Consider the following 20,620-nt stretch of genomic DNA (forward strand, 5'->3'; position numbering starts at 1 on the left):
CAGGGAGGTTCCCGCATGCCGGCACGGCTCACGCGGCTGGTCCCCCGCACCACCCGGGCCCGCCGCCGCACCGTCCAGGCCGTGATGCTGGGCGCCGTCCTCGCGCTCGCCCCCGCGACCTGGATGCAGACCGCCGCCGCCGGGAAGCTCCGCACCACCGCCGACGTCCCCGCCCGGGACGTCGCCGTCGTCTTCGGCGCCGGCCTCTGGAAGGGGCGTCCCACCCCGTACCTCGCGCACCGCCTCGACACGGCCGCCGAGCTGTACCGCACCGGCAAGGTCCGGGTCCTCCTCGTCACCGGCGACAACAGCCGCACCTCGTACGACGAACCGAGCGCCATGCGCGCCTACCTCACCGCGCGCGGGGTGCCGGACGGCCGCATCGTCAGCGACTACGCGGGCTTCGACACGTGGGACTCCTGCGTCCGCGCCCGGAAGGTCTTCGGCGTCGACCGGGCGGTCCTCGTCACCCAGGACTTCCACATCAAGCGGGCCGTCGCGCTGTGCGACCGTGCGGGCGTCGACGCGTACGGCGTCGGGGTGCCCGAGCCCCACGACCGCACCTGGTACTACGGCACCACCCGGGAGCTCTTCGCGGCCGGCAAGGCCGCCCTCGACGCCGGCCTGCGCCCCGACCCGCACTTCCTGGGTCCGGAGGAGAAGGGCGTCACCGAGGCACTGGCCGCGCGCTAGCCGCCGCTCCGGAGGTTCGACGCGTCAGCCGCCGGACTCCGCTCGAACCAGTCCCCGCTCTCGATGACCGGGCCCAGCGGCGCGTCCGGCGCCGCCAGGAACACCCAGGCGGAGACCCGCGCCCCGTCGCGTACGCGGACGACGTCCTTGGCGACCCGCTCGTATCCGACGGGCAGCTCCAGGCGGTCGAGGAGGCCGAACAGGTCGCCGTAGTCGCCGGGCGAGGGCGTGAGCAGGGTGCCGACGACGCGGCCGCCCTCCGCCGGGACGACGTACGGATAGCCGGGCCCGTCGTGCAGGACCGCCCCGTGCAGCACGGCGTCCGCCTCGGTGCCGATCCGGCCGGCGAGAAACCGGTCGTGGTTGTACGCGCCGGGGCGCAGCGTGCCGTACACGAAGAACGGCAGCTCGTCGGTGGCCGCGCTCTCCTCGGTCCGTGCCGCGTCGGTCTCCCGCTCGACCCAGCGGGCGTACCCCTCGCTGACGCGGGTCACGCGGGTGGCGAGGATCTCGGGCGTCTCGTAGTCGTGGGCGGCGAGGAGGTGGGCCTCCAGGGCCGGGTAGCGGGCCTCGGTGGTCTTGAACACCACCTCCCACTCCTCGGTGGTCTCGATCGCGCCCCGCCAGTGGTAGACGGAGGTGACGGGCCCCGCGATCTGCGCGCAGGCGACGAGCCGCGCCTCGACGGCGCCGCGCGCCAGGGCGTCGGCCTTGGCGCGGGCGTCGGTGGTGGTGCGGACGGTGACGATCACGTCTCCACCGTACGGGCGAACTGGGCCTCGTGCAGCCGGGCGTAGGCCCCTTCGGCGGCGAGGAGTTCCTCGTGGGTGCCCTGTTCGGCGATCGAGCCGCTCTCCATCACCAGGATCGTGTCGGCGTCCCGGATCGTGGAGAGCCGGTGGGCGACGACGAAGCTGGTGCGGCCGGCGCGCAGGGAGGTCATGGCCTGCTGGACGAGGCGCTCGGTGCGGGTGTCGACGGAGCTGGTGGCCTCGTCGAGGACGAGGATCACCGGGTCGGAGAGGAACGCGCGGGCGAGGGTGACCAGCTGCTTCTCGCCGGCGCTGAGGCCGCCGCCGTCCTCGTCGAGGACGGTGTCGTACCCCTCGGGCAGGGTGCGGACGAACCGGTCGGCGTGGGCGGCCCGGGCGGCGGCGACGATCCGCTCGCGGGAGACCTCGCCGGGGACGCCGTAGGCGATGTTGTCGGCGATGGTGCCGCCGAAGAGCCAGGTGTCCTGGAGGACCATGCCGGTGGCGGAGCGCAGTTCCTCGCGGGTCATCGCGGCCGTGTCGACGCCGTCGAGGGTGATCCGGCCGCCCGTGACCTCGTGGAACCGCATGAGCAGGTTGACCAGGGTGGTCTTCCCGGCGCCGGTGGGGCCGACGATGGCGACGGTCCGGCCGGGTTCGACGGTGAGCGACAGGTCCTCGATGAGCGGCCTGCCGTCCTCGTAGCGGAAGGCGACCTCCTCGAAGGAGACCCGGCCGCGGAGTACGGCGGGCTTCTGGGGGGAGTCGGGTTCCGGGGACTCCTCCTCGGCGTCGAGGAGGTCGAAGACCCGCTCGGCGGAGGCCACTCCGGACTGGAGGAGGTTGGCCATGGCGGCGACCTGGTTGACCGGGCCGTTGAAGTCGTAGGAGTACTGGATGAAGGCCTGCACGTCGCCGACGGAGAGCGTGCCGCTCGCCACCCGCAGGCCGCCGACCACGGCGATGGCGACGTAGTTCAGGTTCCCGACGAGGGTCAGGGCGGGCTGGATGAAGCCGGAGACGAACTGGGCGCGGAAGCTCGCCCGGTGGAGCTCCTCGCCGAGCTCGTCGAAGCGGGCGACGGCCTCGGCGCGGCGGCCGAAGGCGACGACCTCGGTGTGGCCGGTGATCATCTCCTCGACGTGGCTGCCGAGGCGGCCGGTGACGGCCCACTGCTTCACGAACTGCGGCTGGGCGCGCTTGCCGACGAAGGCGGCGACGGCGACCGAGACGGGCACGGTGGCGAGGGCGACGAGGGCGAGGAGCGGGGAGATCCAGAACATCATCACGAGGACCCCGGCCAGGGTGAGCAGGGCGCGCGTCATCTGGCTGAAGGCCTGCTGGAGGGTCTGGGTGATGTTGTCGATGTCGTTCGTGGTGCGGGAGAGGACCTCGCCGCGCGGCTGCCCGTCGAGGTAGGTGAGGGGCAGCCGCGCCAGTTTGCGCTGGGCCCGGGCGCGGAGCCGGTGGCCGGCGCGCTGGACGAGGGTGGTGGCGATCCGCAGCTGGACCCAGGTGAGGGCGGAGGAGCCGGTGACGACGGCGACGGAGAGGGCGAGGACCCGGCCGACGGCGGCGAAGTCGACGCCGGCGGGGCCGGTGGCGCCGGTGATGACGAGGTCGGTGGCGCGGCCGAGGAGCAGCGGGCCGAGGACGGAGAGGGAGACGGCGGCGGCGCCGGCGGCGAGGACGGCGAGCAGCCGGGCCCGGTCGGGGGCGAGGGTGCGCAGCAGGCGGAGGCCGGAGGAGCGGAAGGAGAGGGAGCGTTCGAGGGAGGGGGCGGCGAGGCCGGGGCCGCGCTGGGGCGGCGGGCCGGTGCGGGCGGGGGTCTTCGCGGGGCTCGGGGCGCGGGTCCCGGTCGCCGTGCTCATGCGGCTTCCTCCTCGGTGAGCTGGGAGAGGACGATCTCCCGGTAGGTGGGGTTGTCCCGCATGAGGGACGTGTGGGTGCCGGTGCCGACCGTGCGGCCGTGGTCGAGGACGACGATCCGGTCGGCGTGCCGGATGGTGGAGACGCGCTGGGCGACGACCACGACGGTCGCGTCGGCGGTCTCCTCGCGCAGGGCGCCGCGGAGGAGGGCGTCGGTGCGGGGGTCGAGGGCGGAGAAGGAGTCGTCGAAGAGGTAGACGCGGGGGCGGGCGACGAGCACGCGGGCGATGGCGAGGCGCTGGCGCTGGCCGCCGGAGAAGTTGGTGCCGCCCTGGGTGACGGGGGCGTCGAGGCCCGCGTCGAGGGCGCGGACGAAGTCGGCGGCCTGGGCGACCTCCAGGGCGTGCCAGAGCTCCGCGTCGGTGGCGTCGGGCCGTCCGTACCGGAGGTTGGTGGCCACGGTCCCGGAGAAGAGGTACGGCTTCTGGGGGACGAGTCCGACGGTCCGGGCCATCAGCTCCGGGTCGACCCTCCGCACGTCGACGCCGTCGACGAGGACCTCGCCCTCGGTGGCGTCGAAGAGCCGGGGCACGAGTCCGAGGAGGGTCGACTTGCCGCTGCCGGTGGCGCCGATGACGGCGGTGGTCTCGCCAGGGCGGGCGGTCAGCGCGACGCCGTCGAGGACGGACGCCTCGGCGCCGGGGTAGCGGAAGCCGACGCCGTCGAGGTCGAGGCGGCCGGTGCCGGGGAGGGCGCGGACGGGGTCGGCGGGCGGGGTGACGGAGGTGCGGGTGTCGAGGACCTCGCGGACGCGCTCGGCGCCGGCTTCGGCGCGGGGCATGTGCATGAGGAGGAAGAGGACCATCATCACGGACATGGAGGTCTGGAGGAGGTAGCCGAGGAAGGCGACGAGGCCGCCGGGCTGGAGGGCTCCGGCGTCGATGCGGTGGGCGCCGACGTACACGAGGGCGACGGTGGTGAGCTGCCAGACGATCAGGACCGTGGGGAACATGAGGGCCTGGAGCCGGCCGGCCCGGAGGCCGACGGTGAGGAGTGCGCCGTTGGCGGCGGCGAAGCGCTCCCGCTCGTGCCGGTCGCGGACGAAGGCGCGGACGACCCGGACGCCGGTGATCTGTTCGCGCAGCACGCGGTTGGCGCGGTCGACGCGCTCCTGCATGCCGCGGAAGAGGGGCCGCATGCGCAGGACGACGGTGCCGACGGCGGCGGTCATCACGGGCACGAAGAGGAGGAGGACGAGGGCGAGCGGCACGTCCTGGCGCAGGGCCATGACGAGTCCGCCGGCGCAGAGCAGCGGGGCGGCGACGAGCATGGTGAGGACGAGGACGGCGAACGTCTGGATCTGCTGGACGTCGTTGGTGGTGCGGGTGATGAGGGAGGCGGCGCCGAACCGGCCGCGCTCCCGGGCGGAGAAGTCCTGGACGCGGCGGAAGACCTCGGAGCGCAGGTCGCGGGCGACGCCCATGCCGATCCTGGCGCCGGTGTAGGTGGCGGCGGCGGCCGCGGCGGCCTGGAGGAGGGTGACGGCGATCATCACGGCGCCGCCGCCGAGGACCCGGCCGGTGTCCCCGCGCAGGACGCCGTCGTCGATGACGCCGGCGTTGAGGGTGGGCAGGGCGAGGGAGGCGAGGGTCTGGACGAGCTGGAGGGCGACGAGGAGGAAGAGGAGGGACCGGTACGGCCGGAGGCGGGGGACGAGCAGTCGGAACAGCATGAAGGGGATCGTGGTACCTCAAGTTCGCTTGAGGTCAAGGGTGCCCCGGCGCCGTACGGTGAGGGCATGACGACTCCTCCCGCGCACATCGAGATCGACGGCACCCCGGCGGCCGATCCGGACCTCCTCGCCGCCCTGCTGACCGGCTTCGGCCACTTCACGGCGATGCAGGTGCGGGACGGGCGGACGAAGGGGCTCGCCCTCCACCTCGACCGCCTCGACCGCTCCCACCGCGAGCTCTTCGGCCGCGAGCTGGAGGGGAGGCGGGTGCGCGAGCTCATCACCGGGGCCCTCGCGAACGCCGGGCGGCGGGACGCCTCGGTCCGGGTGTACGCGTATCCGGGCACCCGCACCGTGGTGACCGTCGCCGCCCCGGCTCCCGACGGCCCCGGCGCGCCGCAGCGCCTGACGGCCGTCGACTACTGGCGGCCCGCGCCGCACATCAAGCACCTGGGCGGCTTCGGCCAGCGCTTCCACGGCGAGGCGGCCCGCCGGGCCGGCTTCGACGACGCCCTGCTGACCTCCCCGTCCGGCGAGATCGCCGAGGGCGCCGTCACCAACATCGCCTTCTGGGACGGCACTTCGGTGGTCTGGCCGTCGGCCCCCTGCCTGAACGGCATCACCATGGCGCTCCTGGAGCCCCGCCTGGAGTCGGTCCGGCGTCCGGTCGCACTGGCCGATCTCCGGGACTACCGGGCCGCGTTCGTGACCAACTCCCGGGGGATCGCGCCCGTGACGGCGATCGACGAGGTGACGTTCGCGGTCGACGAGGAGCTGATGGGGCGGGTGTTCGCGGCGTACGGAGCGGTGGAGGGGGACGAGATCCGGCCGTAGAAGCCCCCGGGAGGCCGCCGCCCCGACCCGTTCCGGCCAACTTTCCGATCACGGCGCATCTCTGCGGTAACAGCGTTACCTCTCGGCTACGTTGTCACCCATGAGCTCGCTCTACCAGGAAGCCCAGCGCCGCGGCCAGAACGCCGTGCGCACCGCGGTCCTCGACCGCGCCATCGCCCTGCTCGTGGCCGAAGGGGCCGCCGCGCTCACCATGCGGCGGATCGCGGCCGACATCGGCGCGTCGACCAAGGTCCTCTACACGATGTTCGGCGGGAAGGAAGGGCTGTTCGACGCGCTGTACCGGGAGGGCTTCGCCCGGCTGCGGCGCGCCCAGGAGCGCGTCCCGCGCGGCGACGACCCGCTCGCCCACCTCACCGCGCTCGGCGCGGCCTACCGGCACCACGCACTGGCCGAACCGGCCTACTACCGGGTGATGTTCGAGCTTCCCGTGCCCGGCTTCCGGCCGGGCCCGGAGGCGCTCGCGGCCGCCGACACCGCCTTCGGGGCCTCCACCGGGGCCGTCGCCGCCTGCATGGCCGCCGGGGTCATCCGGCCCGGCGACCCCCGGGAGATCGCCAAGATCCTCTGGGCCGCCTCGCACGGCGCGGTGAGCCTGGAGATCGCCGGGCACTTCACCCCGGAGGAGGCCGGCCCGCGCTACGACGCCCTGATGGCGGCGGTGGGCCGCGCGTTCGGCGCGCCGGAGGAGTCTCCGCGGGAGGCCGCCCGATGACGACGACCCGCCGCAACCGCTATCTGTCCGGCCGCTTCGCCCCCGTCACCGAGGAGGTCACCGCCCACGACCTGCCCGTCACCGGGCGGATCCCCTCCCACCTCGACGGCCGGTACCTGCGGAACGGCCCCAACCCGCTCGGCGTCGAGGACCCGGCCACGCACCTCTGGACGCTCGGCGCGGGCATGGTCCACGGCGTGCGGATCCGCGACGGGCGCGCCGAGTGGTACCGCAACCGCTGGGTGCGCTCCGGCTCCGTCGCCGACCGGCTCGGCGAGCCGCGCCGCGGCACCCGCGTCGACGAGCGCCTCGACATCTCCCCGAACGTGCAGGTCGCGGGGTTCGCCGGCCGGACGTTCGCGCTCATCGAGGGCGGCATCCGCCCGTACGAACTCGACTACGAGCTGAACACCCTGGGCCCGTGCGACCTCGGGGCGACCCCGGAGGGGTACAGCGCCAACGCGCACTCCCTCTTCGACCCGCACACCGGCGAACTGCACGCGCTGGCCTTCCGGTACGGCTCCGACGACGTCCAGCACATCGTCATGGACGCCGGCGGCACCGTGCGGCGGGTGAGGACCGACCGGGTGCCGGGGAACCCGTACATGCACGACTTCGCGCTGACCGAGCACCATGTGCTGCTCTTCGACTCGCCCGTGGTGTTCAGCCCCGCCCACCTGGCGACGGGCGTGCCGTTCGCCTGGGACCCGGGGCGCGGGGCCCGGGTGGGCGTCCTGCCGCGCGAGGGCGACGGGGCGGTGCGCTGGTTCGGCCTCGCGCCCGGCCTGGTGGGGCACGCCCTCAACGCGTACGAGACGGGGGACGGGCGGATCGTCGTCGACGTGGTCCGGCACGGCGAGGGCTTCGACATCCGGGACGTCGGCGCGAGCCGGCCCACCCTGGACCGCTGGACGCTCGACCTCGCCCGGGGGACGGCGCGGGAGGAGCGCCTCGACGACCGGGTGCAGGAGTTCCCGCGGGTGGACTCCCGCCGGACGGGCCGTCCCCACCGGTACGGGTACACGGCCGCCGTCGAGCTGTACGCGGCCCCGGCGGGCCCGGACGACGACCGCCCCGCGGAGGGCTTCGGGAACGCCCTGCTCAAGCACGACCTGGAGCGCGGCACGACCGAGGCGCACGAGTTCGGGCGGGACGGGACCGTCGGGGAGGGCGTGTTCGTGCCCGCCGAGTCGTCCGTGGCCGAGGACGACGGCTATGTGATGGCGTACGTGTTCGCCCCGGAGCGGGCCGCGACGGACCTGGTGATCCTGTCGGCCCGCGACTTCACCGGCGAGCCCCTCGCCCGCGTCCACCTGCCCGTACGGGTCCCCGTGGGTCTGCACGGCAACTGGGTCCCGGGCGCGGAGCCTCGGTCCGGGGACCCTGCGGTGACGGTCACCCGTTCGGCACGGGCCCTCGACTGACGACCCGTACACCGTCCTGACCTGCGGAAACATCGGGAATCCAGGCGACACACCGTATCGGACGGCGCAATCCTGATGCACCATCAGCAGGCGAGGCGCGCGACACGGCCCTTATCTCGGTCTTAGAAGGTCCGGCTCCGGGACGTCCCTCCCGGCAGGACCAGCCGGCATGACCGCTCGCGCGCCCCGGAGGACCCCATGCGCACCACTGCCCGCCTCTTCACCGGTACCGCACTGGCGGTCGTCGCGATCGGTGCCTTCGGCGCCCCCGCCGCCCTCGCGAACGGCGACGGCAACGAGTGGAGCGGCGAGAGCCGCGAGTCGAGCGGGAGCCGCGAGTCCCTGGAGATCTTCCCCTCGTCCGTCTCCCCCGGTGAGACCGTCACCGTGAACACGACCGCGTGCGGCAAGCACGGGCACGGCGTCGGGGACGCGAACTCGCTCGGCGCGGGCGAGTTCCAGCTGAACCCGAGCACGCACAAGGAGGTCGTGGTCGGACAGTTCAGGGTGCCGGAGCACGCCAAGGGCGGCTCCTACTGGATCAGTGTGGCCTGCGACAACGGCAAGACGGCCCGGGGCGACCTGACCGTCAAGCACCGGGGTCCGAGCGGCCACGTCCAGACCGGTGTCGGGGGCAGTGTGGGCCCCGACACCGCCCAGGTCACGGCGGGCGCGGCGGTGCTGGCCGCGTCTGCCGTCGGCGGTGTCTGGCTCATGCGGCGCCGGGCGAGCGGCGCGCGGAGCCACTGAGACCACCGCCTGCCCTGCCCCCGCCGCCCGCCCGAACACGGCCCGGCGGGGGCAGGGCCACATCCATGGAGCGACCGAGGCTGCCGAGGGAGACCGGGTGAGCAACAGGAGCAAGGGCTGGGGCATAGCCGCGGCCGCCTGCGTCGGACTCTGGCTCGTCCAGAACGGCTCGCAGAACGTGACCCCGCCCGTGCCGTCGGCCGCGCAGGCCTTCGCCGCCGGGCCGAGCGTGCACACCGACGCCGCCGCGGACCCGCTGCCGCCCTCGGTGCCGGTCCGGCTGCGGATCCCCGAGACGGACGTGGACGCCCCGGTGATGCGGCTCGGCCTCGCGGCGAACGGCGCGCTCGACGTGCCGCCGGCCGCCGACCGGAACATGGCCGGCTGGTACGGGGACGGCACCACGCCCGGGGCGAAGGGCACCGCGATCGTCGCGGGCCACGTCGACAACGCCGACGGGCCGGCCGTCTTCTACACGCTGGGCGCGCTCAGGAAGGGCCACCGGATCGAGGTGGACCGGGCGGACGGGCGGACCGCCGTCTTCACGGTCGACGCGATCGAGGTGTACGCCAACAAGGACTTCCCCGACCGCAAGGTGTACGCGGAGGCGGGCCGGGCCGAGATCCGGGTGATCACCTGCGGCGGCGGCTTCTCGAAGAAGAACGGCTACGAGGGCAACGTGGTCGCCTTCGGCCACCTCATCGGGGTGAGGTAGCGCGTCACGCCCACTGGTCGAAGGCCAGCTTCGCGACCAGCGAGAGCACCACGACCAGGAGCACCCCGCGGACGAACTCGGCGCCCCTGCTCAGCGCCATCCGGGCCCCGACCGTCCCGCCGACCAGGTTGAAGACGGCCATGACGGCCGCGAGCTGCCAGTACACGGAGCCCTGGTACGCGAACATGGCGAGCGCGCCGGCGTTGGTGCAGACGTTGACGATCTTCGCGGTGGCGGAGGCGGTCACCAGGTCCAGGTGGAGCACGGCGGTCAGGGCGAGGACCAGGAAGGTCCCGGTACCGGGCCCGAACAGGCCGTCGTAGAAACCGATGCCGCCGCCGACGACCACGATCGCGGTCACGATCCGCGCGCGGGTGAGCGGCGCCCGCTCCGCGCCCTCGGCCTTCACGCCGAAGGAGGGCCGCAGCATCACGAAGGCCGCGACCGCGAGCAGCACCACCATGATCACCGGGCGCAGGACGTCACTGCTGATCCCGGCCGCGAAGAAGGCACCCGCCATGGACCCGGCGAGCGCCGCGAGCCCGATGCGCACCGCCGTCCCCACCCGGACGGGCGCCTTGCGCACGTAGGTGATCGCGGCCCCGGTGGTGCCCACGATGGAGACGGCCTTGTTCGTCCCGAGGATGTGCGCGGCCGGCACGTGCGGCAGTCCGAGCAGCAGCGCGGGCAGCTGGAGCAGCCCGCCACCGCCCACCACGGCGTCGATCCACCCCGCCACGAGCGCGGCGAGGCAGAGCAGGACAAGGGTGGTCAGCGAGATGTCGGGCATGGCCGCGAGCCTAGGGACGAGATCGTTGCCCCGTCCATCAATCTCCTGATCGTTGAGCCAGTTCTGAGCTTGCGGCCCCCGGCTCCCGGTCGGGGGCGGGCGGGGCCGCCGGGGTGACGACGGCGGTGAGCAGGGTCGCGGCGAGCGCCCCGGTGCCGAGGAGGGCGGCGGCGAGCCGTTTCCGGGCGAACTCCACGCTGCTGCGGGGCGCGCTGTGTCTAGGCATGGTCGAAGTCCTCGCTGTGGATGCGGGAGGCCGGAACCCCGGCCCGGAGCAGGGAGGCGGTCGCGGCGCGGGACATCGCGGGCGGCCCGCACAGGTAGACGTCGCGGGAGGCGAGATCGGGCACCAGGTGCCGCAGGGCGCGGGGCGCCAGCGGGTCGAAGGCGCCGTCCGAAGGGCCGAGCAGGAAGTGCAGGGCGGCCTGCCGCTCCCGGGCGATGGTCTCCAGCTCGGCGCGCAGGACGAGCCCGGCCTCGTCCGAGGCCCGGTAGAGGAGGGTCACGTCGCCGGGCCCGCCGGGCAGCGTCTCGAAGAGGGCGCGCAGCGGTGTGATGCCGACCCCGCCGGCGAGCAGCAGCACCCTGCGGCGGGTGCGGAGGTGGGCGGTGAACGCGCCGAAGGGGCCGGCGGCGAGGACCCGGGTGCCGGGGCGGAGCCGGCGGATGCGGCGGGTGTGGTCGCCGAGCGCCTTCACGGTGATCCGCAGGGTGTCGTCGCGGACGGGCGCGGAGAGCGAGAACGGCAGGGCCGTCGCCCAGAGCCCGCGCCGCAGGAAGCGCCAGCGGAAGAACTGGCCGGGCTCGGCCCGGAGGTGGGCCACTCCCCTGCCCCGGACGAGGACGGAGACGACCCCGGGGCCCTCGTCGCGGACCTCGGCGACCCGCAGGTCGTGGCGGAGGGCGGCGCGGACGGGGACGACGAGCCGGTACCAGAGGAGGAGGACGGCGACGGTCCCGTGGGCCATCGACCAGAGCCAGCGGGTGAGGAGGCCGCCCGCGAGGTCGGGTCCCGCGAGCTGGTGGACGAAGCCGAGCGCGGCGGCGAGGAGGGCGCCGAGGTGGACCGCCCGCCAGGTCTCGTGCCGGATCCGGCGGCGGACGGCGCGGGCGGAGGTGACGCCGACGGCGACGAAGAGGCCGGTTCCCGCGGTGGCGGCGGCGATCGCCCCGTACGCGAGGAGGTCGCCGGTGGCGGTGACGAGGTCGGTGCGGGTGTGCACCGCGTAGCCGCAGAGGGCGAGGAGGGCGTGGGCGCCGATCAGACCGAGCACGTACCGGCCGCCGAGGGCGTGCCAGCGGGCGAGCCGGTCGGCGCCGACGCCGTGCTCGACTGCCGGGACGCGGGCCATGAGCAGCAGCAGGACGAGGACGCCGTACCCGGCGAGGAGGCCGGTGAGGTGGGCGCCGGTCGCGAAGAACGCGTCGAGGCGGGCGGAGGGCCGGGCCTGGACACCCCACAGGAGGGCGACGGCCCCGGCGCCGCCGGCGATCGCGTTCCGCAGCCGGTCCGGGGCGAACCGCAGGGCGGGCGCGGGCGGGAGCTCGGCCGGGGGGCGCTCGGACAGCTCGACGGGCAGGGGGGAGTAGAGGGGGTGGCTGGCCTCGGTGGTCACGTCCGGCACCCTAGGGCCGCCCGTATACGGAAACGGCGTCCTTAAGGCGGCCTTGAGCCGAGACTGACCGCGCGTTAATCCCCGGGGCCTCACAGCGCTCCCCGGCCCGGACGGAGATCAGCGTTCCGTACGGGAAACAGCCGGGATGCCGACGGGTAACACCCGCCGCGCACCCTTCCGGTATGCGCACACGAAGCCGGACTCCTTGATGCCCGTTCGATCCGCGTCCGGCTCCCGCTCGGAGGGGCGGGGCCCCCTGATCCACCCGCTCACCCACGACGGAGGCTCCTCATGACCACCCCCACCATCGTCCTGGTCGGCCACGGAATGGTCGGCCAGCGGTTCCTGGAGGCGCTCGCCGACCGTGGCGTCACCGAGCGGGCCAGGATCGTGGTCCTCTGCGAGGAGCCGCGCCCGGCCTACGACCGCGTGCGGCTGACCTCGTACTTCTCCGGGACGACGCCCGACGGCCTGTCGATGGTCGAGGAGGGTTTCCTCGCGAAGCACGGCATCGAGCTGTACGTCGGCGACCCGGCCGAGACGGTCGACCGGGAGGCGCGGAGGGTCACGGCCCGGTCGGGGCGGGCCTTCGCGTACGACACGCTCGTGCTCGCGACCGGCTCGTACCCCTTCGTGCCTCCCGTCCCGGGCAGGGAGGCCCGCGGCTGCTTCGTCTACCGCACGATCGAGGACCTGCTGGCGATCGAGGAGTACGCGAGGACGGCGACGACCGGCGCGGTCGTCGGCGGCGGGCTCCTCGGCCTGGAGGCGGCGGGCGCGCTGAAGGGCCTCGGGCTCGACACGCACGTGGTGGAGTTCGCGCCGCGGCTGATGCCGGTGCAGGTCGACGAGGGCGGCGGCGCGGCCCTGCTCCGCACGATCGAGGGGATGGGCCTGACCGTCCACACCGGGACGGGCACGCGGGAGGTCGTGACGGCGGACGGCGCCGTGACGGGCATGAGGCTGTCGGACGGTTCCGAACTGGCCACGGACATGGTCGTGTTCTCGGCGGGCGTGCGCCCCCGGGACCAGCTGGCCCGCGACTGCGGTCTGGACGTCGGGGAGCGCGGCGGCATCGCCGTGGACGCGTTCTGCCGGACCTCCGACCCGGCGGTCCTCGCGATCGGCGAGTGCGCCCTGGCGGCGGACGGCCGGGTGTACGGCCTGGTCGCGCCGGGCTACGAGATGGCGCAGACGGCGGCGGCGGTGATCGCCGGGGAGGGGGCCGGGGACGGCTTCACGGGCGCCGACCTGTCGACGAAGCTGAAGCTGCTCGGGGTGGACGTGGCCTCGTTCGGCGACGCGCACGGGACGGCGGAGGGCTGCCTCGACGTCGTGTACTCCGACTCCCGCTCGGGCGTCTACAAGAAGCTGGTGGTCTCCGGCGACGGGGTGCTGCTCGGCGGCGTCCTGGTCGGCGACGCCGAGCAGTACGGCCTGCTCCGCCCGCTCACGGGTTCCGTGCCGCCGGTCTCCCCCGAGCGGCTGGTGCTCCCGGCGGGCGCGGGCGCCCCGGTGGCGCTCGGCCCGTCCGCGCTGCCGGACGACGCGGTGATCTGCTCCTGCCACAACGTCACGAAGCACGCGATCGGCCGGTGCGCGAGCCTGCCCGAGGTGAAGCGGTGCACCAAGGCCGGTACGGGCTGCGGCAGTTGCGTGAAGGTGATCGAGAAGCTCCTGCCGGCGCCGGCCGACCTCGGGCTCTGCGGCTGCTTCTCGTACACCCGGAGCGAGCTGTACGAGATCGCCCGCACGCTGCGGCTGACCTCCTTCGCCGCGCTGCTCGACTCGCACGGGCGGGAGGAGGCGCGGGGCGGCGAGGGCTGCGAGGTCTGCAAGCCGGCCGTCGGCTCGATCCTCGCCGGCCTCGACCACGGGTACATCCTGGACGGCGAGCAGGCCTCGCTCCAGGACACCAACGACCACTTCCTCGCCAACATGCAGCGCAACGGCTCCTATTCGGTGGTGCCGCGCATCCCCGGCGGCGAGATCACCCCGGACAGGCTGATCGTGATCGGCGAGGTGGCCCGGGACTTCGGGCTCTACACGAAGATCACCGGCGGTCAGCGGATCGACCTCTTCGGCGCCCGGGTGGACCAGCTGCCCTCGATCTGGACGCGGCTCGTCGACGCGGGCTTCGAGTCGGGACACGCGTACGGCAAGGCGCTGCGCACGGTGAAGTCCTGCGTCGGGCAGACCTGGTGCCGCTACGGCGTGCAGGACTCGGTGCGGATGGCGATCGGCCTGGAGCTGCGCTACCGGGGACTGCGCGCCCCGCACAAGCTGAAGTCGGCGGTCTCGGGCTGCGCCCGCGAGTGCGCGGAGGCGCAGTCGAAGGACTTCGGGATCATCGCCACGGCGAACGGCTGGAACCTGTACGTCGGAGGGAACGGCGGCGCGACCCCGCGCCACGCGGACCTCCTCGCGCAGGACCTCTCGGACGCGGAACTGGTCCGGCTGATCGACCGGTTCCTGATGTTCTACATCCGGACGGCGGACCGCCTGGAGCGGACGTCGACCTGGCTGGAGCGCCTGGAGGGCGGCCTCGACCACCTCAGGGACGTGGTGGTGCACGACGCGCTGGGGCTCTGCGACGAGCTGGAGGCACTGATGGCCGCGCACGTGACCGGCTACCGGGACGAGTGGGCCGAGACCCTGGACGACCCGGAACGGCTGCGGCGCTTCGTCTCCTTCGTGAACGCGCCGGGGGCGCCGGACCCGTCGGTCCGGTTCGTGCCGGAGCGCGACCAGATCAAGCCGGACCTCACGATCCTCACGATCGGCAACCTGGAAGGGGCCACCTCCCGATGACGACGACGCTCGAACTCTCCCCGTCCCCGGACGCCTGGATGGCGGTCTGCGAGGTGGCCCGGCTGACCCCGGGCCGGGGTGTGGCGGCACTGCTGCCGGACGGAAGGCAGGCGGCGGTCTTCCGGGACCGGTCGGGCCGGACGTACGCGATCGACAACCGCGATCCGTTCACGGGGGCGCAGGTGCTGTCCCGGGGGCTCGTGGGCTCGGCGGACGGGCGTCCGTTCGTGGCGTCGCCGCTCCTGAAGCAGCGTTTCGATCTGGAGACGGGCCGGTGCCTGGACGACGAGGGGGTCGCGGTGGCGGTGTACCCGGTGCGGTCCACCGGGAAGTAACTTGACCGATCGTTCCAGATAGCCGTACGGTCTTCTCGTGGCCAGGACCAAGGAATTCGATCCGGAGGCCGCGCTCCAGGCAGCGCTCGAACTGTTCTGGGCGCGCGGCTACGAGGCGACGACGATGTCGGACCTCGTGGAGCACCTGGGCATCGGCCGCGCCAGCATCTACGCGACCTTCGGGAACAAGCACGAGCTGTACCTGAGGGCGATGGACCGCTACCTGGAGACCCGCGAGCCGGGGATGGTGGAGGAGCTGTCCGCACCGGGCCCGGCGCTGCCGGCCGTGCGCGCGCTCGTCCGCCGCTTCGCCGCCGAGGCGGCGGCGGACGGAGAGCGACTGAACGGCTGCTTCGTCACCAACTCGGCGGCGGAGCTGGGACCGCACGACACGGTGGTCGCCCGCCGGGTGGAGCTGAGCTGGGAGCAGATCGAGACGCTCCTGCACGGCGCGCTCGCCCGGGCCCGCGCCGGGGGCGAGCTCCCGGCCGGCCGCGACCCGAAGGCGCTCGCGCGGATGCTGCTCGTCCTGCTCCAGGGCGTCCGGGTGGTCGGGAAGGCGTCGAGCGACCCGCGCAGGGTCCTGGACGCGGCGGAGCAGGCGCTGGAACTGCTGGACTGAGGAACGGGCGCCCACGGGGGGCGCCCTTTCTTCGGCGCGCATTATGGAATGAACGGTCAAGTTCAGAACGAGACTCAGGGGGCTGGGATGTCGACGACAGGACTGCGGGAGCCACGCGGGGCCACGGGCCGCGCCCGGCCCGCCCGGCACGGCTTCCTCCTCCTCGGGGGCGTCCAGATGACGCTCGTCTTCACCCTCGCCTCCCTCGCCGTCCCGCTCCCCCGCATCGGCGCCGAGTTCCGGCTCGACCGCGCCGGACTGATCCTGCTGAGCGCCGCCTACGGACTGACCTTCGCCGGCCTGCTGCTGCTCGGCGGCCGGCTCGCCGACCGCTCCGGCGGGCGCCGGATCCTCACCGTCGGACTCCTCGTCTTCGGCGCCGCCTCCGCCCTCGCGCCACTCGCCCCCGGGTACGGGACGCTGCTCGCCGCCCGGTTCGCGCAGGGCGCCGGCGCGGCGCTCGTCGCCCCGGCCGCGATGACGGTGCTGCGCGCGCTGTACCCCGAACCCGCCGCGTACGGCAGGGCCATGGCCACCTGGGGCGGGCTCTCGGTGCTCGGCGCGACCGCCGGGAACCTGCTCTCCGGGGTCGTCGCGGCGGCCACCTCCTGGCGGGGCACGTTCGCCGTCCCGCTGGTGGTGACGGCGGCGGCCCTGCTCCTGGCACCGAGGCTGCTGCCCACGACGCCACCCGGCCGGGGCCGCGCCCTCGATCTGCCCGGCGCGCTGCTCGCCACCGGCGGGATCACGCTCGCCAGCTACGGGCTCGTCCTCACCGACGCCCACCCCTGGGGCTCCGCCCCGGTCCTCGTGCCGCTCCTGTCCGGCCTCGTCCTGCTCGCCGCCTTCGCGGCCGTCGAGCGGCGGACCGCCGACCCGCTCCTGCCGCCGGACTTCCTGCGCGACGGCCGCCGCGCCCTGGGCCTCGCGGCCATCGGACTCACGGCGGCCGGCACGGCCACGGTGTTCGTCCTGCTCTCCCTCGCCCTCCAGCAGCAGCGCGGCTGGTCCGCGCTGCTCACCTCCGCGGCCTTCGTGCCCTTCGCGGTCGCCCTGCTCGGCTCGGGCCGGCTCGCGGGCCCGCTGATCGGACGGTACGGACCGGGGCGGGTGACCGCCGCCGGGCTCGCGACGGCCGCCGCCGGGCTCGCCCTGCTCGCCGCGACCGGTTCCGACCCCTCCGCCCCGTACGCGTACGGGCTGCTGCCCGGCCTGCTCCTGCTGCCCGCCGGCGGCGCCCTGTCCTTCGCGGGCGCCGCCGTCCTCGCCACCGACGGGGTCCCGCCGCACCGCGCAGGGCTCGCGGGAGGCGTCCTGAACACGGCGATGGAGCTCGGGCCGACCGTGCTCTTCGCCGCCCTGCTCACCCTCGGCGGCGACGCGGTGTCGCTGGCGGCCGCGGCCGTCCTGTTCACCGCCCTCGCCGCCGCCACGATCCGCACCCGCTGACCCGACACCACCGACCAGACCCGACACCACCGACCAGACACAGGGGAACCACTCATGTCCGCACGCTTCACCGACCGCACCGTCCTCGTCACCGGCGCCGGTTCCGGCCTCGGCCGGGCCATCGCGCTCGCCTTCGCCGCCGAGGGCGCGAAGGTCGTCGTCGCCGGCCGCACGGCCGAGTCCCTCGACGGGACGGTCGCCCTGATCGAGGCCGCCGGAGGCACCGTCGCCGCGGTCACCGCCGACGTGGCGAGCGCCGAGTCCACCCGGGAGCTGGTGCGGCGCACCGTCGAGCTGTTCGGCGGCCTGGACGTGGCCGTGAACAACGCCGGGGTCTTCCGGGGCGGCGGCCACAGCGCCGCCGACCTCCCCCTGGAGGACTGGCGGGCGCTGCTCGACATCAACGTCACCGGCGTGCTGCACGCGCTCCAGGCCGAGGTCGCCCACATGCGGGCGAACGGCGGCGGGGCCATCGTGAACATCGCGTCCAACCTGGGCGGACACGTCCGGATCCCCGGGGTCTTCGGCTACCAGGTCTCGAAGGCGGCGGTCTCGGCGATCACCCGGGCGGCGGCCCTGGACCACATCGCCGACGGGGTCCGGATCAACGCGGTCAGCCCCGGCGCGGCGGAGTCCACGATGTCGCTCCAGCCCGGCGAGAGCGAGGCCGAGCGGGCGGTCCGGATGAAGGAGCAGTCGCCCCTCGGCCGCATCTCCTCGGCGGCCGAGGTGGCGGCGGCGGTGCTGTACCTCGCGTCGGACGACGCGGGCTCCGCCGTCGGCACGGACCTGGTGATCGACGGCGGAGTGGCGGCCTGAGCACGGCTCGGGGCGCTCAGCCCTGGACGGCCGCCGGGTCCATCCAGAAGACCTCCCAGTGGTGGCCGTCCAGGTCGGCGAACGAGCGGCCGTACATGAAGCCCATCTCCAGCGGCTCCTTCGCCGGCGAACCGCCGGCCGCGAGCGCGGCGTCGGCGAGCCGGTCGCACTCCTCCCGGCTCCCGGCGCTCAGCGTGACCAGGACCTCGGTGGACCGGGTCGCGTCGGAGATCTCCTTGCCCGGCGCCATGAACGACCTGAACTTGGACTCTTCGAGGAGCATGGCGAAGATCGTTTCGCTGAAGACCACACAGGCGGTGGTCTCGTCGCTGAACTGCGGGTTCGAGGAGAAGCCGAGCTTCTCGAAGAAGGCCTTGCTGGCGTCGACGTCCTTGACGGGCAGGTTCACGAAGATCATCTGCGGGGCCATGGCGCTCTCTCTTCCCTCGTGCGGTGCTGTCGAGAGGTAAGACGGGCCTGCCCCTCGGAACTCATCGGTCCTCCGGGGATTCTTTTCGCTCAGGCCACGGAGCGCAGTTCGAGGGCCGCCAGGGGGACGAACCCGCCGCCCGTCCCGCCGGTGGCCGCTCCGGGCCCGGCGAGCCGGCGGAGCATGGCGAGGGCGATCCGCTCGCCCTGCGCCTTGGCGCGCTCGGCCCGCGGCCCCCGGTGGAGGCCGTCGACGGCGGCGTGCCAGAGCTGGACCCAGCGGCCGAAGTGGGCGGCGGTAAGCGGCCGGGCGGCGTGGAGGGCGGCGTGCGGGGCGAAGGCGTCGCGGCCGTAGCCGCCGGTACGGAAGAGGGCGCGCTCCCAGAAGTCGGCGATGCGCGGCAGGTGGACCTCCAGGTCGGTCCCGGCGATCCGCGTGAAGAAGGGCCCGATCAGCGGGTCGGCGAAGGCGGCGCCGTAGAAGCGCCGCAGCAGCACGTCGAGGTCGTGACGGTCGCGGATGTCGGGGATCTCGCGGATGCCGGGGGTCTCGCGGATGCCGGGGGTCTCGCGGATGCCGGGGGTCTCACGCATGCCGGGGGTCTCACGCATGCCGGGGGTCTCGCGCACGTCGGGGGTCTCACGCATGCCGGGGGTCTCGCGCATGCCTCCAGTGTGCCGACCGCGGCCCGCTCCCCCAAGTGCCGAAGGTCCCGGCGCCGCCCGGCGCCCCGCGCGGACGGGCACGCGTCCGCCCGGCCCGCGGCCCCGGCACCGCCCGCGCCCCGTCCCGGAGGTCCCGGTGCCCGCCGCCTGCCCTTCACCGCTCGTTGACGCCCGGTCAACTCCGTACCGCTAGGTTCCGGAAGCGCGCGACCCCGTCGCCCGACCGGTGCGGCGGGGCGGTTCCCACCCTCTCAGGAGTGAGACGTGGAGCGACGCAGTTTCCTGCGTGGAGCGGTCATCGGCACCTCGGCCGCCGCCTTCGGCGGCAGCCTGTGGCAGAGCGCGGCCTTCGCCGCCCCCGCCCAGCCCGGCGCCGGCCCCTACGGAGCGCTCGGCGCGGCGGACGCCAACGGCCTCCAGCTGCCGGCCGGGTTCACCAGCCGGGTGATCGCCCGGTCCGGCCAGACCGTGACCGGCACCTCGTACGCCTGGCACAACGCCCCGGACGGCGGCGCCTGCTTCGCCGACGGCACGGGATGGATCTACGTCTCGAACTCGGAGATCAACCCGAGCGGCGGCGCGAGCGCGGTGCGGTTCGACGCGGCGGGCGCGATCACCGGCGCGTACCGCATCCTCTCCGGCACCCGCCAGAACTGCGCCGGAGGCAAGACCCCGTGGAACACCTGGCTGTCCTGCGAGGAGGTGTCCCTCGGCTACGTCTACGAGACGAACCCGTGGGGCGGCACCGCCACCCGCCGGGACGCGATGGGCCGGTTCAAGCACGAGGCGGCGGCGGCCGACCCGGTCCGCCAGGTGATCTACCTGACCGAGGACGAGACGGACGGCTGCTTCTACCGCTTCATCCCCACCACCTGGGGGAACCTCTCCTCCGGCACCCTCCAGGTCTTCAAGGCCGGGACGGCCACGTCCGGCACGTTCACCTGGCAGAACGTGCCGGACCCGGACGGCTCGCCGACCACCACCCGTGCCCAGGTGTCCGGCGCCAAGCGCTTCAACGGCGGCGAGGGCTGCCACTACGCCGACGACACCGTCTGGTTCACCACCAAGGGCGACAACCGCGTCTGGCAGGTGAACCTCGCCGCCGGGACCTACGAGCTGGCCTACGACGACTCGCTGGTCACCGGCGGCGGCGCCCCGCTGACCGGTGTCGACAACATCACCGGCAGCTCCTCCGGCGACCTGTTCGTCGCCGAGGACGGCGGGAACATGGAGATCTGCCTGATCACGCCGGACGACGTCGTGGCGCCGTTCCTGCGGATCACCGGCCAGTCCGGCTCCGAGATCACCGGGCCCGCCTTCTCCCCCGACGGCACGCGGCTGTACTTCTCCAGCCAGCGCGGCACGAGCGGCAGCTCCTCGGGCGGCATCACGTACGAGGTGAAGGGCCCGTTCCGGGCGTAGTCACGAGGTGACCGGCCCGTTCCGCGCGTAGCACCGCAGGTCCACCTGCCGCGGGGGGGGGGCGCGCGCGCCGGGGGCCCCGCCCCGGCCGCGGGGGCCGGGGCGCCGGCCGGGGCGGGGGGGGGCGGCGTCTCCCCCCGCGGCCCGGCGCCCCCCCCG

20 protein-coding genes are annotated in these 20,620 nt (G+C 74.3%); 12 read left to right on the forward strand and 8 right to left on the reverse strand.

Features of this window, described 5'->3' with window-relative positions:
• Positions 1-15: 15 nt before the first annotated feature.
• The gene (locus ACFV2S_RS02960; protein WP_383786593.1) at positions 16-693 is read left to right on the forward strand and encodes a vancomycin high temperature exclusion protein; all 678 of its coding nucleotides are present in this window, start codon (positions 16-18) and stop codon (positions 691-693) included.
• Here ACFV2S_RS02960 and cutA read toward each other — a convergent pair.
• Genes cutA through ACFV2S_RS02975 form a run of 3 tightly spaced genes read right to left on the reverse strand, consistent with a single transcriptional unit; the run spans position 690 to position 5,046 of the window.
• Positions 690-1,445, reverse strand: coding sequence for a divalent cation tolerance protein CutA (cutA, locus tag ACFV2S_RS02965; protein WP_385553691.1), 756 nt, complete (start codon positions 1,443-1,445; stop codon positions 690-692). The genes ACFV2S_RS02960 and cutA overlap by 4 nt on opposite strands.
• Positions 1,442-3,316 carry an ABC transporter ATP-binding protein gene (locus tag ACFV2S_RS02970; protein ID WP_385553693.1) on the reverse strand — a complete coding sequence of 625 codons (1,875 nt, stop codon included), beginning with the start codon at positions 3,314-3,316 and terminating at the stop codon, positions 1,442-1,444. The genes cutA and ACFV2S_RS02970 overlap by 4 nt, the downstream gene beginning before the upstream one ends.
• A complete protein-coding gene (locus ACFV2S_RS02975) occupies positions 3,313-5,046 on the reverse strand; it encodes an ABC transporter ATP-binding protein (protein WP_385553695.1) in 1,734 nt (577 codons plus the stop codon). Before ACFV2S_RS02975 ends, ACFV2S_RS02970 begins: the two co-directional genes overlap by 4 nt.
• Positions 5,047-5,112: 66 nt before the next feature.
• Between ACFV2S_RS02975 and ACFV2S_RS02980 the strand changes: the two genes are divergently transcribed.
• The 5 genes from ACFV2S_RS02980 to ACFV2S_RS03000 all read left to right on the forward strand — a co-directional run bounded on the left by ACFV2S_RS02980 (position 5,113) and on the right by ACFV2S_RS03000 (position 9,502).
• Positions 5,113-5,880 carry an aminotransferase class IV gene (locus tag ACFV2S_RS02980; RefSeq protein ID WP_385553697.1) on the forward strand — a complete coding sequence of 256 codons (768 nt, stop codon included), beginning with the start codon at positions 5,113-5,115 and terminating at the stop codon, positions 5,878-5,880.
• Between the two features lie 100 nt (positions 5,881-5,980).
• On the forward strand, positions 5,981-6,613 hold the full coding sequence (locus tag ACFV2S_RS02985; protein WP_385553699.1) for a TetR/AcrR family transcriptional regulator: 633 nt from the start codon (positions 5,981-5,983) through the stop codon (positions 6,611-6,613).
• On the forward strand, positions 6,610-8,037 hold the full coding sequence (locus ACFV2S_RS02990; protein WP_385553701.1) for a carotenoid oxygenase family protein: 1,428 nt from the start codon (positions 6,610-6,612) through the stop codon (positions 8,035-8,037). The genes ACFV2S_RS02985 and ACFV2S_RS02990 overlap by 4 nt, the downstream gene beginning before the upstream one ends.
• Before the next feature lie 198 nt (positions 8,038-8,235).
• The gene (locus ACFV2S_RS02995; RefSeq protein ID WP_385553703.1) at positions 8,236-8,787 is read left to right on the forward strand and encodes a hypothetical protein; all 552 of its coding nucleotides are present in this window, start codon (positions 8,236-8,238) and stop codon (positions 8,785-8,787) included.
• Positions 8,788-8,884: 97 nt separating this feature from the next.
• Positions 8,885-9,502 carry a class F sortase gene (locus ACFV2S_RS03000; protein ID WP_385553705.1) on the forward strand — a complete coding sequence of 206 codons (618 nt, stop codon included), beginning with the start codon at positions 8,885-8,887 and terminating at the stop codon, positions 9,500-9,502.
• A 4-nt stretch (positions 9,503-9,506) separates the two neighbouring features.
• Here the strand turns inward: ACFV2S_RS03000 and ACFV2S_RS03005 are convergent, their stop codons facing one another.
• Genes ACFV2S_RS03005 through ACFV2S_RS03015 form a run of 3 tightly spaced genes read right to left on the reverse strand, consistent with a single transcriptional unit; the run spans position 9,507 to position 11,908 of the window.
• Positions 9,507-10,292 carry a sulfite exporter TauE/SafE family protein gene (locus ACFV2S_RS03005; protein WP_383793802.1) on the reverse strand — a complete coding sequence of 262 codons (786 nt, stop codon included), beginning with the start codon at positions 10,290-10,292 and terminating at the stop codon, positions 9,507-9,509.
• Between the two features lie 37 nt (positions 10,293-10,329).
• Positions 10,330-10,518: a hypothetical protein gene (locus ACFV2S_RS03010; RefSeq protein WP_383793805.1), complete on the reverse strand. Its 189-nt coding sequence runs from the start codon at positions 10,516-10,518 to the stop codon at positions 10,330-10,332.
• Entirely contained in the window at positions 10,511-11,908 is a 1,398-nt protein-coding gene (locus tag ACFV2S_RS03015) for a ferric reductase-like transmembrane domain-containing protein (protein WP_383793808.1), read from the reverse strand. Before ACFV2S_RS03015 ends, ACFV2S_RS03010 begins: the two co-directional genes overlap by 8 nt.
• A gap of 291 nt (positions 11,909-12,199) precedes the next feature.
• Between ACFV2S_RS03015 and nirB the strand changes: the two genes are divergently transcribed.
• The 5 genes from nirB (at position 12,200) to ACFV2S_RS03040 (ending at position 17,944) form a co-directional block, all read left to right on the forward strand.
• Positions 12,200-14,719: a nitrite reductase large subunit NirB gene (gene nirB, locus ACFV2S_RS03020; RefSeq protein ID WP_385553708.1), complete on the forward strand. Its 2,520-nt coding sequence runs from the start codon at positions 12,200-12,202 to the stop codon at positions 14,717-14,719.
• On the forward strand, positions 14,716-15,054 hold the full coding sequence (gene nirD / locus ACFV2S_RS03025) for a nitrite reductase small subunit NirD (RefSeq protein ID WP_383793814.1): 339 nt from the start codon (positions 14,716-14,718) through the stop codon (positions 15,052-15,054). The genes nirB and nirD overlap by 4 nt, the downstream gene beginning before the upstream one ends.
• A 37-nt stretch (positions 15,055-15,091) precedes the next feature.
• On the forward strand, positions 15,092-15,676 hold the full coding sequence (locus ACFV2S_RS03030; RefSeq protein ID WP_385553711.1) for a TetR/AcrR family transcriptional regulator: 585 nt from the start codon (positions 15,092-15,094) through the stop codon (positions 15,674-15,676).
• A gap of 87 nt (positions 15,677-15,763) precedes the next feature.
• The gene (locus ACFV2S_RS03035; RefSeq protein WP_385553713.1) at positions 15,764-17,125 is read left to right on the forward strand and encodes an MFS transporter; all 1,362 of its coding nucleotides are present in this window, start codon (positions 15,764-15,766) and stop codon (positions 17,123-17,125) included.
• 54 nt (positions 17,126-17,179) lie between these two features.
• Positions 17,180-17,944 carry an SDR family NAD(P)-dependent oxidoreductase gene (locus ACFV2S_RS03040; RefSeq protein WP_385553715.1) on the forward strand — a complete coding sequence of 255 codons (765 nt, stop codon included), beginning with the start codon at positions 17,180-17,182 and terminating at the stop codon, positions 17,942-17,944.
• A 16-nt stretch (positions 17,945-17,960) separates the two neighbouring features.
• Here ACFV2S_RS03040 and ACFV2S_RS03045 read toward each other — a convergent pair whose 3' ends face one another.
• Both ACFV2S_RS03045 and ACFV2S_RS03050 read right to left on the reverse strand, forming a co-directional pair.
• Positions 17,961-18,374, reverse strand: coding sequence for a VOC family protein (locus ACFV2S_RS03045; RefSeq protein WP_385553717.1), 414 nt, complete (start codon positions 18,372-18,374; stop codon positions 17,961-17,963).
• Between the two features lie 89 nt (positions 18,375-18,463).
• Complete coding sequence (locus ACFV2S_RS03050; protein WP_385553719.1) at positions 18,464-19,039, reverse strand: group III truncated hemoglobin; 576 nt, start codon at positions 19,037-19,039, stop codon at positions 18,464-18,466.
• 264 nt (positions 19,040-19,303) lie between these two features.
• On the opposite strand from ACFV2S_RS03050, the gene ACFV2S_RS03055 reads away from it, so the two are divergent.
• Positions 19,304-20,461: a PhoX family protein gene (locus ACFV2S_RS03055; protein ID WP_385553721.1), complete on the forward strand. Its 1,158-nt coding sequence runs from the start codon at positions 19,304-19,306 to the stop codon at positions 20,459-20,461.
• Positions 20,462-20,620: the final 159 nt, after the last annotated feature.

This window comes from Streptomyces sp. NPDC059695 (assembly GCF_042733785.1).
GTDB lineage: Bacteria > Actinomycetota > Actinomycetes > Streptomycetales > Streptomycetaceae > Streptomyces.

Coding starts and splice junctions, on each gene's coding strand:
- ACFV2S_RS02960 (WP_383786593.1), top strand. CDS start 16: ATGCCGGCACGGCTCACGCGGCTGGTCCCCCGCACCACCCGGGCCCGC.
- ACFV2S_RS02970 (WP_385553693.1), bottom strand. CDS start 3,316: ATGAGCACGGCGACCGGGACCCGCGCCCCGAGCCCCGCGAAGACCCCC.
- ACFV2S_RS02975 (WP_385553695.1), bottom strand. CDS start 5,046: ATGCTGTTCCGACTGCTCGTCCCCCGCCTCCGGCCGTACCGGTCCCTC.
- ACFV2S_RS02980 (WP_385553697.1), top strand. CDS start 5,113: ATGACGACTCCTCCCGCGCACATCGAGATCGACGGCACCCCGGCGGCC.
- ACFV2S_RS02985 (WP_385553699.1), top strand. CDS start 5,981: ATGAGCTCGCTCTACCAGGAAGCCCAGCGCCGCGGCCAGAACGCCGTG.
- ACFV2S_RS02990 (WP_385553701.1), top strand. CDS start 6,610: ATGACGACGACCCGCCGCAACCGCTATCTGTCCGGCCGCTTCGCCCCC.
- ACFV2S_RS02995 (WP_385553703.1), top strand. CDS start 8,236: ATGCGCACCACTGCCCGCCTCTTCACCGGTACCGCACTGGCGGTCGTC.
- ACFV2S_RS03005 (WP_383793802.1), bottom strand. CDS start 10,292: ATGCCCGACATCTCGCTGACCACCCTTGTCCTGCTCTGCCTCGCCGCG.
- ACFV2S_RS03010 (WP_383793805.1), bottom strand. CDS start 10,518: ATGCCTAGACACAGCGCGCCCCGCAGCAGCGTGGAGTTCGCCCGGAAA.
- nirB (WP_385553708.1), top strand. CDS start 12,200: ATGACCACCCCCACCATCGTCCTGGTCGGCCACGGAATGGTCGGCCAG.
- nirD (WP_383793814.1), top strand. CDS start 14,716: ATGACGACGACGCTCGAACTCTCCCCGTCCCCGGACGCCTGGATGGCG.
- ACFV2S_RS03035 (WP_385553713.1), top strand. CDS start 15,764: ATGTCGACGACAGGACTGCGGGAGCCACGCGGGGCCACGGGCCGCGCC.
- ACFV2S_RS03040 (WP_385553715.1), top strand. CDS start 17,180: ATGTCCGCACGCTTCACCGACCGCACCGTCCTCGTCACCGGCGCCGGT.
- ACFV2S_RS03045 (WP_385553717.1), bottom strand. CDS start 18,374: ATGGCCCCGCAGATGATCTTCGTGAACCTGCCCGTCAAGGACGTCGAC.
- ACFV2S_RS03050 (WP_385553719.1), bottom strand. CDS start 19,039: ATGCGCGAGACCCCCGGCATGCGTGAGACCCCCGACGTGCGCGAGACC.